This window comes from Bradyrhizobium sp. INPA03-11B, assembly GCF_040446015.1.
Classification (GTDB): Bacteria; Pseudomonadota; Alphaproteobacteria; order Rhizobiales; family Xanthobacteraceae; genus Bradyrhizobium; species Bradyrhizobium macuxiense_A.
The window spans coordinates 1-12025 of sequence record NZ_JASGSR010000009.1 but is presented as its reverse complement, the minus strand read 5'-3'; the positions used below and the strand labels follow the sequence as shown (position 1 = coordinate 12025).

Annotated in this window: 10 protein-coding genes; 5 read left to right on the top strand and 5 right to left on the bottom strand. The window is 64.8% G+C overall.

Translation table 11 applies throughout. The features are described 5' to 3' along the window. Positions 1-78 precede the first annotated feature (78 nt). Positions 79-945, bottom strand: coding sequence for an archaetidylserine decarboxylase (gene asd, locus QMZ05_RS05510; RefSeq protein WP_353699947.1), 867 nt, complete (start codon positions 943-945; stop codon positions 79-81). Positions 946-979: 34 nt separating this feature from the next. Here asd and QMZ05_RS05505 point away from each other — a divergent pair, with 34 nt between their 5' ends. Then, positions 980-2644, top strand: coding sequence for an aminotransferase class III-fold pyridoxal phosphate-dependent enzyme (locus QMZ05_RS05505; RefSeq protein WP_353699860.1), 1665 nt, complete (start codon positions 980-982; stop codon positions 2642-2644). 275 nt (positions 2645-2919) lie between these two features. Here QMZ05_RS05505 and QMZ05_RS05500 read toward each other — a convergent pair whose 3' ends face one another. The 3 genes from QMZ05_RS05500 to QMZ05_RS05490 all read right to left on the bottom strand — a co-directional run bounded on the left by QMZ05_RS05500 (position 2920) and on the right by QMZ05_RS05490 (position 5568). Continuing rightward, positions 2920-3537: a hypothetical protein gene (locus tag QMZ05_RS05500; protein WP_095735897.1), complete on the bottom strand. Its 618-nt coding sequence runs from the start codon at positions 3535-3537 to the stop codon at positions 2920-2922. A gap of 252 nt (positions 3538-3789) precedes the next feature. Continuing rightward, positions 3790-4479, bottom strand: a complete 690-nt coding sequence (locus QMZ05_RS05495; RefSeq protein WP_353699859.1) for a methyltransferase domain-containing protein — start codon at positions 4477-4479, stop codon at positions 3790-3792. Positions 4480-4512: 33 nt separating this feature from the next. Continuing rightward, entirely contained in the window at positions 4513-5568 is a 1056-nt protein-coding gene (locus QMZ05_RS05490; RefSeq protein WP_353699858.1) for a glycosyltransferase family 1 protein, read from the bottom strand. A 138-nt stretch (positions 5569-5706) separates the two neighbouring features. On the opposite strand from QMZ05_RS05490, the gene QMZ05_RS05485 reads away from it, so the two are divergent. Together QMZ05_RS05485 and QMZ05_RS05480 are read left to right on the top strand one after the other, a co-directional pair. Next, complete coding sequence (locus QMZ05_RS05485; RefSeq protein WP_353699857.1) at positions 5707-7089, top strand: TAXI family TRAP transporter solute-binding subunit; 1383 nt, start codon at positions 5707-5709, stop codon at positions 7087-7089. Positions 7090-7202: 113 nt separating this feature from the next. Beyond that, the gene (locus QMZ05_RS05480; RefSeq protein ID WP_353699946.1) at positions 7203-7985 is read left to right on the top strand and encodes a sulfite exporter TauE/SafE family protein; all 783 of its coding nucleotides are present in this window, start codon (positions 7203-7205) and stop codon (positions 7983-7985) included. A 22-nt stretch (positions 7986-8007) separates the two neighbouring features. Here the strand turns inward: QMZ05_RS05480 and QMZ05_RS05475 are convergent, their stop codons facing one another. Next, the gene (locus tag QMZ05_RS05475) at positions 8008-9228 is read right to left on the bottom strand and encodes an acyltransferase (RefSeq protein WP_353699856.1); all 1221 of its coding nucleotides are present in this window, start codon (positions 9226-9228) and stop codon (positions 8008-8010) included. A gap of 248 nt (positions 9229-9476) precedes the next feature. Here QMZ05_RS05475 and QMZ05_RS05470 point away from each other — a divergent pair, with 248 nt between their 5' ends. Both QMZ05_RS05470 and QMZ05_RS05465 read left to right on the top strand, forming a co-directional pair. Continuing rightward, entirely contained in the window at positions 9477-10166 is a 690-nt protein-coding gene (locus tag QMZ05_RS05470) for a L,D-transpeptidase (RefSeq protein ID WP_353699855.1), read from the top strand. Between the two features lie 209 nt (positions 10167-10375). Beyond that, positions 10376-11944 (top strand): DUF4403 family protein, encoded by a 1569-nt coding sequence (locus tag QMZ05_RS05465; RefSeq protein WP_353699854.1) that lies wholly within the window; start codon positions 10376-10378, stop codon positions 11942-11944. The last annotated feature ends 81 nt before the right edge of the window (positions 11945-12025 follow it).

The following is a 12025-nucleotide window of genomic DNA, read 5'->3' as shown; positions in this document are numbered from 1 at the left end:
TGAAGGACAAAGCGGCATCAAAATTCCTATTTGACGCGCTTTCTTCACGCGAACCGGTGCCCACTTCGCTCGAAAGCGCTATGAGGGTTTTCGCAGCAAAGGCTCGCCGCATTTGATCCGCGTTCCCTCGGCAACATTGTCGCAGAACTCGAAATTGTCGGGCGCGAGCACGATAATCGTCGAGCCGTGCTCGAACCAGCCGAGTTCATCGCCTTTCTTCACATGCGCGTCACACGGGAAATCCACCGGGCCCCGCGACTGCGCGTTCAGCGTGACGTCGAGGAAATGCAGGCGAAGGCTGGCCACCAGGATGGCTGCGACCGGAACCAGCGTCAGCGCCTCACCGGTCGGCAGTTTTGCACGCAGCACCGCGCGCTCGTTCTTGCAGAACAGCCGCTCGATCCGCTTCAACGCGATCGGATTGACGTTCCAGACGTCGCCATGAATGAACGTCACCTTGTCAATCGAGAGATCATAGGGTGCGTGGAAGCGGTGATACATGCTCGAGGTCAGCCGCAGCGTGACGAAGCGGCCGTTGCGATGCTGCTCCACCAGCGCGGGATCGCCGACCAGATCGAGCAGCGAATAGGGCGCGCCCTTGACCTGGAACAATTGCCCGTCCTCGATCCGGCCATGCGCGCCGATGATCGCATCCGACGGGCTCGCGATGACGGCGGGATCGGCCGCCGCCGGGCGCAGGCCCGGCTTCAGCTCACGGGTAAAGCAATCGTGCAAACTCTTGAATTCGGTCTTCTTCGCTTCCGACAGGTCGAGGTCGGAGAACAGCCTCCAGCAGGCGATCGAGGCGTCGCGCACCAGGGGGTTCTCGATCTTGGAGAACCAGCCCATGAAACGGGTCAGCGCCGCCCGCGGAATCCGGTTGGTTAGCAGGAAATTGAGGTCTTCCTGCTGGGTGAATGCCGATATCAGGCCCTTGACTGTCATGAATTTGTTAGGTGCCGAGGCTAGCGCTTCTGTCATGGAAACATCCCTTCCGATTCTCTCGCTGTCCGCCGCCGCACTTGCCGGCGCCGCCGCAGCTTTCCCCAAGATTCAGGCCCGCATCGCGCTGTCGCGCGCCAAGCACCGCTCGCTGACCGGACATTCCAAGATGTCCAAGATGGTGGCGCGCATGGTGCCGCACTACGAATTCGACATCGACCAGTTCTTCTGCTCCGACGGAGCGCCGAAGGACATCGCGATGCAGCGCCAGGACGGCTTCTTCCGCCTCGCCGGCCTCTACCAGGACCGCTATCCCAAGGGCCGCGCGCTGACCGCCGAGGTGACGGAGCGGATCTCCGATCTGCAGTTCACTGAAAGCTACCGCGTGCCGTTCCAGTACAGCCGCCTGGTGCGCGAGCATCTCGGCACCTCGGCCTTCGTCGAGGCCTCCCGCGGCGTCACCGTCACCGACCTCGACGGCAATGTCTCCTACGACCTGACCGGCTCCTACGGCGTCAACATCTTCGGCAACGACTTCTACAAGGAGTGCATCGCCGAGGGTGAGAAGCGCGCCCATGCGCTGGGTCCGGTGCTCGGCCCCTACCACCCGATCATTGCCGACAATGTGAAGCGGCTCTGCGAGATCTCCGGTCTCGACGAGGTCTCGTTCCACATGTCCGGCACCGAGGCCGTGATGCAGGCGGTGCGGCTCGCGCGCTACCACACCAAGCGGACGCATCTGGTGCGCTTCGCCGGCGCCTATCACGGCTGGTGGGGCGAGGTGCAGCCCGGTGTCGGCAACCCGGTGTCGCCGCACGAGACCTACACGCTCGCCGACATGTCGGAGAAGACCCTGCACGTGTTGCGCACCCGCAAGGACATCGCCTGCGTGCTCATCAATCCGCTGCAGGCGCTGCATCCGAACGGCAACGCGCCCGGCGATTCCGCACTGGTCGATTCCTCGCGCTCTTCCCGGTACGACCGCGCCGCCTACACCGAATGGCTGAAGAAGCTGCGCGAGGTCTGCACCGAGCGCGGCATCGTCTTGATCTTCGATGAGGTGTTCGTCGGCTTCCGCCTCGCCGCCGGCGGCGCCCAGGAATATTTCGGCGTCAAGGCCGACATGGCGACCTACGGCAAGAGCCTTGCCGGCGGCCTTCCGGTCGGCGTGGTGTGCGGCCGCAAGGACCTGATGCGGCGCTTCCGCGACGACCGGCCGGCCGACATCTGCTTCGCCCGCGGCACCTTCAACTCGCACCCCTACGTGATGACGGCGATGGACGAGTTCCTGAGCCGGCTCGCCAGCCCGAACTTCCGCTCGATCTACAACGGGCTGGACGAGACCTGGAACGGCCGCGCCAAGTCGCTCAACGACCGGCTCGAAGCGCAAGGCTTGCCGGTTCGCGTCGGCAACATCTCGTCGATCTGGACCGTCTATTACACCGAGCCGTCCCGCTACAATTGGATGCTGCAATACTACCTGCGCGCCGAGGGGCTGGCGCTGAGCTGGGTCGGCACCGGCCGCCTGATCTTCAGCCTGAACTACACCGACGCGGATTTCGCGGAGGTCAGCGACCGCTTCGTCGCGGCTTGCGACAAGATGAAGCGCGACGGCTGGTGGTGGCACAAGGAAGGCCTCACCAACAAGAACATCAAGCGGCAGATCCTGAAGGAGATGGTCGCCGTGCGGCTGGGCCGCTGACGGCTGGCCCTGCTCTCTCCCCCCCTCGCCCCGCTCTTGCGGGGAGAGGGTTGGGGTGAGGGGCTGCATCCACAAGATATGTGACAGACGGACTCGCGGTGAGCCCCCCTCACCCGGATCGCTAACGCGATCCGACCTCTCCCCGCAAGCGGGGCGAGGTGAAGTGCTCGTGCGGTCGAAACGGCTCAACGAGAGGGTATCCGACATGGCCTAAGAACGGTGATGCCCGGGACAAGCCCGGGCATGACGCAGTTGGAAGACGCTGGGAGCAACGATCAGGCGTGCTTGACGTGCTTCTCGAGACCCGGATCGATCAGCTCGCCCTTCATCAGGAACAGCGGCGCCTTGTGATAGAGCTTCAGGTCGTGGAACGGGTCGGTGATGATCTTGGTCATCCAGACGAGGCCGGTTTCGACGTCGCGGATGAAGAACAGATGGATGGTGCGGAACAAGAGACCGCCGATGCCGACCGCGAGCCAGATCTTGGCCACCTGGCGGGTGAAGTCGCCCATCGTGACCCAGGGCTTGAACAGGCCGAACAGGGTCGGATCGAAATACAGCACCATCGGCGACAGCGCCCAGATCGCCATCAGCACGACCTTGCGCTGCAGATTGTAGCCGACCTTGATGTCTTCCTTGTGCTCGTGGGTCGCCTGGTTGACGTGGTCGTACCCCTTCGGCTCGAAGAAGAAGTGACCGGCCTGGCGCGAGGTCATCGAGACCAGCCAGCCGACCAGCGCCGACACGACCGGATCGAAGAACAGCATCACATAGGCGAACAGGAAGCTCAGCGCGCTGACGAAGTGCAGGCTCTGGTTGATCCGGCTGTGATGGTAGAAGCGATGGTCATCCCAGCGCTGGGTACGCAGCTCTTGCAGAAAATTCTTGATCATTGGTTCCCCCAACATCTTTCGGGACAGGATCTACAGGGATTCGATGTATCGCGTGTGACATCATCATAATGACATATGACAATGCGGAGCGACACCTTGACGCGACTGGAGAAGGGTCTCGCCTCATCCCGGAGATTTGCGGGGATGAGGCAGAGGAGATCTTAGCCTTCCGGTTTGCGGCGCACTGTGCGCCACCTCACCCGGAAGGACCGGCGGGCTGAGCCGCCTCAGGCGGCTCTTCAGGCCGCCTTTTTAAGCCGCCTTGGCGACGTCCGCCTTGCGGAAGCGGACCAGCGAGAAATGGCCGAGCGGCGGGATCAGGCGGCGTTCCGCGAGCTCCATGCCATGCGCGCCGGAGAGCCACTTGGTGTAGCGCGACCAGGCGAATTCAGCGGTACGGAACCCAAGCGGGCGCACCACCGGCTGCAGCGTCTGCTCGATGAAGCGGCGGACGCCGGCGTCGGCGCTCACCCGGGTCAGGATGATCAATTCGCCGCCCGGCCGCACCACGCGCGCGAACTCGTCCATCGCGGCTTCCGGGTTCGGCACCGCTGAGAGCACGTACTGCGCCATCACCACATCGAACGAATTGTCGGGGAATTCGAGCTTCTCGGCATCCATCACCGCAAGGCCCTCGACATTCTTCAGGCCCTGCTCGGCGACGCGCTTCTTGGCCTTCTCGAGCATCGCCTCGGAAATGTCAGTGCCGAAGATGCGCACGTTCTGGCCATAGAGCGGCAGCGAGATGCCGGTGCCGACGCCGACCTCGAGCACGCGGCCGCCGATCTTGTTGGTGGCCTGGATCGCCGCCTGCCGGCCCTTGCTGAACACGCCGCCGAACACGAGGTCGTAGATCGGCGCCCAGCGGTCATAGGCCTGCTCGACCGTTTCGCGGTCGAAGTCCATGGAACGGTCTGCGCCCAGCTTGATGATTTCAGCCATAGAGAGTCTCTCGTCTTTCGTTCGATTGAGCTGTTAATTCGGAACCGCACTGCGGCCGGCGACGCGGCGGGCGGGCCGCGGCGCGCGGCTCGGCTGCAACGTGGCCAGATTGCCGATGAACTGACGCGCACTGTTTTCCCAGGAACGCTCCAACGCAAAATTGCGGCAGTCCGTGCGCGACATGTTCAGCGCGCGCAGGCAGGCGCTGCGCAAATCATTGTCGATCGCGCCGATCGGATGATCCGCGATGACGTCCTTCGGACCGGTGACCGGGAACGCCGCGACCGGCGTGCCGCAGGCCAGCGCCTCGAGCTGCACGACGCCGAAGGTGTCGGTCAGGCTCGGGAACACGAAGACGTCGGCGGCAGCGAGGTGCGAGGTCAAATCCTGGCCCTTCTTCTCGCCAAGGAAAATCGCGTCGGGATATTTCTGTTCCAGCGCGGCCCGTTGCGGCCCGTCGCCGACCACGACCTTGGAGCCCGGCAGGTCCAGCGACAGGAAGGCATCGAGGTTCTTCTCCACCGCGACGCGGCCCATCGTCATGAAGATCGGCCGCGGCAGATCGAGCACCGCCGGCTGGTCGGGATTGAAGATCTTGGTGTCGACGCCGCGAGTCCAGAAGCCGAGCCTGCGGAAGCCGCGCTCGGCAAGCTCCGACCGCAGCGAGTCGGTCGCGACCATCGTCATCGAGCCTGCCGCATGGAAGTGGCGCAGCACGGCGTAGCCGACGCTGTCGGGAATTCCGGTGCGTACCGAAACATATTCCGGAAAGCGCGTTGTATAGGACGTGGTGAAGGCGAGCTTGTTGCGCTGGCAATAGCCGCGCACAGCCCAGCCGATCGGCCCTTCGGTCGCGATGTGGATCGCCTCGGGCGCGGCCTCCTCGATCCGGCGCGCGATCTCGCGGCGGTTCGGCAGCGCCATCCGCAGGCCCGGATAGGTCGGCACGCCGACCGAACGGAAACCGTCGGGGGTGAGGAATTCGATCTCGGCGCCAAGCGTCTCGGCGCTGCGCGCGAGCGACGTCAGCGTCCGGACCACGCCGTTGACTTGCGGATGCCAGGCATCGGTCGCAACGAGTATGCGCATCGCAGGAAACCCAAATCGTTAATCTTGATTCTGCTCGCATGACGTTCTGACATGGATGTTTCAAACGTATGACGTCATCGAAATGTTAGGTTGTTTTTCAGGGCAAACGGCCGGTTTTTCGTGTAACGTGACAATCAGATGTCAGAGCAGAGTGAAAATTCCGGCACCACGCGCCGCAGGCTCAGAAGGCGAAACTCGTCACTCCTGATACTTGCGGTCGGCATCTTTGTGTTTGGCGCCGCCGCCGGCGCGCTGTTCTATGCGCTGCGTCCGGTGACGCTGACGATCGCCGTCGGCCCGACCGGCAGCGACGACGTCAGGCTCATCCAGGGCTTCGCGCAGGCGTTTGCGCACGACGGAAGTTCCGTGCGATTGAAGCCGGTCCCGACGCAGGGCGCCGCCGAGAGCATCGCGCTGTTCACGGCCAACAAGGTTGATCTCGCGGTGGTGCGCGGCGATCTCAATCTGCCGGCAAGCGCCGAGTCGGTTGCGATCCTGCGCAAGAACGTCGTCGTGCTCTGGACCCCCTCGGGCGGCAAGGGCAAGCCCCGCTCCGCCAGGATCAAGAGCATCGACGATCTCGCCGGCCACAAGGTCGGCGTGATCGGCAGCACCCCGGCCAATGTCACGCTGCTGCGCGTGATCCTGACCGAATCCGGCGTCAATCCTGACAAGGTCGCGATCAGCCAGTTCGCCGTCAACAAGGTCGCCGACCTCGCGCGCGATCCTTCGCTCGACGCCTACATGACCGTCGGCCCGCTCGCCAGCAAGGTGACGGCGGAAGCGATCGCGGCGACGGCTGCTGCGCGCGGCGAGCCGAAATTCATTCCCATCGAGGTCTCCGAAGCGATCGCGCAGAAGCATCCGCTCTACGAATCGGAAGAGATCGCCGGCAGCATCTTCTCCTCGTCACCGGCACGCCCCGAAGACAAGGTCGAGACCGTCAGCGTCAATCACCTGATCATCGCGCAGCACAGCTTGCACGAGTCGACCGTCGGCGCGCTGGACCGGCAATTGTTTACGCAGCGCCTCCAGGTCGCGCGCGACCTGCCGGCGGCGGCCAAGATCGAGAAGCCGGACACCGACAAGGACGCCGCATTGCCGGCGCATCAGGGCGCTGCCGCCTATATCGACGGCACCGAGCGCACCTTCCTAGAAAAATACTCCGACTATATCTGGGGCGGCATCCTGCTGATCTCCGGCCTCGGTTCGGCCGGCGCCTGGCTGCGCCACCACACGAAGCGTGACGAGCGCGAGCAATACATCACCCATCGCGACAATCTGCTGACGCTGATCTCGCGAGTACGCAGTGCCGAGACGCCGGAGCAGCTCGCGGCGATGCAGAGCGATGCCGACGCATTGCTGCGCGAGGCGCTCGATTGCTACGACGACGGCGCGATCGAGGAAGGCGACCTGTCGGTGATCGGGCTGACGCTCGAGCAATTCCATCACGCCGTCTCCGACCGCCGTGCCGTGATCAACGGCGACAGGCCGGACCTGCCGAGGAAGCGCGCCGGCTAACGCGCACACGCCGATTGCACCGAGAGCAATGTGCACCGAGAGCAATGTTTGGATTGCGCCTGCATGCGCGCGTGGCCATGTATGAGTACGACCACAACGCTCCGCACGACACCATGATCACGTCCATCATCGCCGACCTGCCCGCGCCATTCGTGCTCGCGGTGGCGCTGGCCGGCGTCTTCCTGATCGCCTTCATGAAAGGTGCGTTCGGCGGCGGCTTTGCCATCGTCGGCATCCCGCTGCTCTCGCTGGTGATGGATCCGATCGCGGCCGGCGCGCTGCTCGCGCCGCTGTTCGTCGTGATGGACATCACGGCGCTGCGGTTCTGGCGGCCCAATACCTGGTCGCGCACCGACCTTGCGACGCTGCTGCCCGCGCTCATCGTCGGCATCGGCCTTGGTTATTTCGTGCTGCGCGATCTCGACCGGCATGCCGTCGAGATCGTGATGGGCATGGTGACGCTGGTATTCGTCGCGCTGTGGTTCATCGGCGGCGGCGAGATCAAGCCGCGTCCGCGCTCGACGATCAAGGCCACTTTCGCCGGGCTCTCCTCCGGAGTCACCACGATGGTCGCACATTCCGGCGGGCCGCCGCTCGCGATCTATCTGCTGCCGCTCGGCATGTCGAAGGCGCTTTACGCCGGCACCACCAGCCTGTTCTTCACGGTCGGCAACCTCCTGAAGGCAGGTCCCTGGCTCGTGCTCGCCACGCCGTCGCGCAGCCTGTGGATGCTGATGGCGCTGTGCGTGCCGGCCGTGCCGGTCGGCGTCTGGGCCGGCTGGCGGCTGCACGAACGGCTCGACCAGCGCGCGCTGTACCGCGCCTGCTATGCCATTCTCGTCGTCACCGCGGCCAAGCTGCTGTGGGACGGACTGGCCGGATACATTCACCTCTGAGTGCCGCCGTTGTGGCTTCCCGTCAGGACGATCGCGCGCTCCGGCTGCCGCTCACGCTGACCGCAAGCGGCCCGATCCCCTCTAGCGGTTTGACCTTCTCGTCCGGCTCGAGCCGCTTGCGCGCCACGAAGGAGAAATGGCGGCGCAGCTTCAGGATCGGCTTCTCGATGCAGTGCCAGGAGAACGCCGCGAACGCCGTGATCAGCACCAGCGCGACGGCGAACTGGACAATCAGCGACGCATTCGGCAGCCACACTTTCACCACCTGCTGCATCGGAAAGCCGTACAGATAGATGCCGTAGGAGTAGTCGCCTTTCGAAAACAGCGGCAGCCGCGGCAGATTGGAGACGCCGAGGAACACGGTGATATAGATCAGCGCCGGCGCGATGATGGCATTGAGGACGGGCTGGGTCATCCAGGCCGCCGGCCCAAGCAGTGCTGCGCCGAGGCAGAGCGCGCAGCAGGCGGCGAGAATCCGCCCGTCATAGGGAATGCGGTCGCGGTAGAGGTAGACCACGATGGCGAGCAGACAGGCGACCGGCAATTTCGCACCGCGTCCGAGAAACAGCGCCGTGCTGAAGATCTTGTCGTACAGCGTGCCCGCAACGCCGGGAGGGAGTTGCGACGGATTGGCGGTATGCCCTGTGAACTGCACGGCAAAGCCGATGCCGACCAGAATGACAACGCCAAGCACAATCAGTAGCGGCCTGCGCAGCAGCCCCAGGGCCATGATGACCGCCATCACAGCGTAGCAGCCGTATTCGAACGGCACGGTCCACAGCGAACTGTTGACCTCCGGCGCGGGATTGCCGTTGAACACGCCCGGCAGCGTGTAATTCACCAGGCCGACGACGTTCGTAAAGTATTTCCAGGTGCCGGCGCTGGTGAAATAGTCGGAGAGCGGCAGCGTGGTGAAGATCGGCCCGAGGATCAACGCCGACAGCACGATCTCGACCGCGAGCGCCGGAATGATCCGCAAGCCGCGATTGATCAGGAATTCCTTAACGCTGAGCCGCAGCCCGCTTGCGGCGATCAGAAACCCGCTCAGCGCGAAAAACATCACGAGGATCGCAAATTGCGGAAACCAGAGGATCCACGTCGGATCGGAATCGCCGCGACAGGTGGCAACATAGGGCGTATGCCCCGCGACCACCGAGATCGCGAGCGCAACGCGGAGAAAATCGAACCCGGGACCAAAGCCTTTCTGCCGATCCAGCATGCTCCCGATCGAAGGCGCTGGCATGATTTCCACTCCATTCCGAACCACGCCTTCGGACAGCAAGGGCCGTGCCAGGAAAAATGTCTTGGGACGGGACACCTCCCGGCAACCCGCCCTTAACCGTTCGACGAAACACGGACGAAACAAACCCCTAACGGCACGAAACCATTTTGGCGATTTCGTGCAAACGTCCTGAAACGCCTCATCTGTACTGGTTTGAGCCAACGACGCGCCGGAACTGGCGCGCAGGGCGCAAACAACAGGGGTCGACAATGTTCAATTCCATCAAGCTGAACGCACGTCTCGCTGCCGCCGCCTTCGGTGCGCTGGCGATTGGCACCGTTGCCTTCTCGAATTCCGCTGCGGCCGCTCCGCTGCCGATCTTCCCCTTCATCCTGACGCCGCCGACCGAGGCCGTGCAGCCGCCGGTGCAGTCGATGCCGCAGGCGCAGGAAGAAGACCGTTCCGTCGAATTGCCCGCCCGTCTGCGCCGCCAGGTCGTCGTCTATCCGACCCGCGAAGCGCCCGGCACCATCATCATCGACACCCCGCACACCTATCTCTATCTGGTGCTCGGCAACGGCCAGGCGATGCGCTACGGCATCGGCGTCGGCCGCGACGGCTTCACCTGGTCGGGCACCCAGACCATCACCAAGAAGGCGGAATGGCCGGATTGGACCCCGCCGCCGGAAATGATCGCCCGCCAGCCCTATCTGCCGCGCCACATGGCCGGCGGCCCCGGCAACCCGCTCGGCGCCCGCGCCATGTATCTCGGCGGCACCGTGTACCGCATCCACGGCACCAACGCGCCGGAGACGATCGGCACCCACGTGTCGTCCGGCTGCCTGCGCCTCACGAATCAGGACGTCGCCGACCTGTATTCGCGGGTCAGCGTCGGCACCAAGGTGATCGTGCTGCCGATGACCGACCGCCGCGCCGATCTCGGCTCGGCCGTCCGCTAAACCCGACATATTCAGACATCGACGACGGCTCCGGCATCATGCCGGGGCCGTTGTCGCGTTCACAATCGTTAACGCAGGGATCGTTAACGTCTGGGTGATCGCGGGCGGGCGGCGGGCTTCCGCCCCTGAAGCAGCTTGATCCCGCCACACTGGCGCCCTCGTCGGGGGGCCTGTACAACCCGTCAAGTTGATTTTCATCCGGGGGGACGATGCGTCTACCGATGCATCCAAGGACAATCGCGCTCGGGCTCACGGTGGTGCTGGTCTCGTTCGCGATCAGCCTCAAGGCCATGGACTGGCTCGCGCCGAGCCTCACCGTGCAGACGCCGCCGCTCGTGCAACTGCCGCCGCTGCCGCAGGCGCCGCGCTCCTCGACGGTCGTGGCGCAGGTCTCGGTCGCGCTGTCGGCGATCCGCGATGCCGCCGAACGCGGCGCGCCGAAGACCTTCGGCGGCAAGGCCGACAACCCGGTCCAGCAAATCCTGCAAAATGCCGACATCGGCTGGACCGCGTCGCGCGGGCCGATCGCAGCCACTGGCGCGCAGGACGTGCTGACGCTGACGACCCCGATCAACGGCACGCTCAAGGTCACCGGCTCGCTGTCGGATAAGGCGACCGGCGCCGTCACCAACGCGCTCGGCAACCTGCTCGGCGGCAACGTCGCCAAGCAGATCGGCGCCGTGAACATCAAGAACATCAACGCCAATGCCGACATCAAAGGCAGCGTCACGCTGACCGCGCGGCCAAAGCTCGGCGCGTCCTGGCGGATCGAGCCGAACCTGCAGGCGCAGGTCAATCTCGGCGACACCGGCCTGTCGGCCGCCGGCGTCCGCATCAGCGTACCGGCCCAGGTCAAGCCTGTCATCGACAAGGCGGTCGCCGACCAGATCTCCGTGGTCGAGGCGCGGTTGCACAACGACCCGGTGTTCCAGAACACCGCACGCACGCAATGGACCAAGGCCTGCCGCTCGATCCCGCTGCAGGGCACCGGCGGCACCGCATCGATGCCGCCGATGTGGCTCGAGTTGCGGCCGACCCGCGCGATCGCCGCGCAGCCGAAGGTCGATGCGTCCTCGCTGATCCTGACCATGGGGATCGAGGCCGAGACCCGGATCACGGAGACGCAGACCACGCCGAACTGCCCGTTCCCCGACAAGCTCTCGATCGTGCCGCCGATGCCGAGCCAGGTCTCGGTCGGCCTGCCGGTCGACATGTCCTTCACCACGCTGACGCAACTCGTCGAGGCGCAGCTGAAGGGCAAGACCTTCCCCGAGGACGGCTCCGGCCCGGTCGACGTCACCGTCAAGAGCGCGAGCATCGCCGCCTCCGGCGACCGGCTTCTGATCTCGCTTCTGGTGCACGCCAAGGAGAAGAAGAGCTTCTTCGGCCTCGGCGCCGAGGCGACCGTGCACATCTGGGGTCGGCCGCGGCTCGACCAGGCGGCGCAGACGCTGCGGCTCGCCGACGTCGAGCTGGCGGTCGAGTCCGAGGCCGCGTTCGGCCTGCTCGGCGCCGCCGCGCGCGCGGCGATCCCGCACATGCAGCAGGCGCTCGCCGACCGGCTGGTGGTCGACCTCAAGCCGTTCGCGAGCAACGCGCAGCGCAAGATTGCCGCCGCCATCGCCGACCTGCAGAAGAACGAGGAAGGCATCCGGGTTGACGCCGACGTCAACAGCATCCGCCTTGCCGGCATCGCGTTCGATTCGAAGACGCTCCGGGTGGTCGTGGAAACCGACGGCACCATCAAGGCCGCCGTCACCGCGCTACCGGCGCTGTAGCTAGATTGTCACGCGAGTAGACTGGATAGCAGCCGCGACGGCGGTTGAGCCCCCTCTCCCGCTTGCGGGGGAGGGTTGGGG

Bases quoted from the DNA above. Each gene is read 5' to 3' on its own strand.
- asd (WP_353699947.1), bottom strand. From the start codon at position 945: ATGACAGTCAAGGGCCTGATATCGGCATTCACCCAGCAGGAAGACCTC.
- QMZ05_RS05505 (WP_353699860.1), top strand. From the start codon at position 980: ATGGAAACATCCCTTCCGATTCTCTCGCTGTCCGCCGCCGCACTTGCC.
- QMZ05_RS05500 (WP_095735897.1), bottom strand. From the start codon at position 3,537: ATGATCAAGAATTTTCTGCAAGAGCTGCGTACCCAGCGCTGGGATGAC.
- QMZ05_RS05495 (WP_353699859.1), bottom strand. From the start codon at position 4,479: ATGGCTGAAATCATCAAGCTGGGCGCAGACCGTTCCATGGACTTCGAC.
- QMZ05_RS05490 (WP_353699858.1), bottom strand. From the start codon at position 5,568: ATGCGCATACTCGTTGCGACCGATGCCTGGCATCCGCAAGTCAACGGC.
- QMZ05_RS05485 (WP_353699857.1), top strand. From the start codon at position 5,707: ATGTCAGAGCAGAGTGAAAATTCCGGCACCACGCGCCGCAGGCTCAGA.
- QMZ05_RS05480 (WP_353699946.1), top strand. From the start codon at position 7,203: ATGATCACGTCCATCATCGCCGACCTGCCCGCGCCATTCGTGCTCGCG.
- QMZ05_RS05475 (WP_353699856.1), bottom strand. From the start codon at position 9,228: ATGCCAGCGCCTTCGATCGGGAGCATGCTGGATCGGCAGAAAGGCTTT.
- QMZ05_RS05470 (WP_353699855.1), top strand. From the start codon at position 9,477: ATGTTCAATTCCATCAAGCTGAACGCACGTCTCGCTGCCGCCGCCTTC.
- QMZ05_RS05465 (WP_353699854.1), top strand. From the start codon at position 10,376: ATGCGTCTACCGATGCATCCAAGGACAATCGCGCTCGGGCTCACGGTG.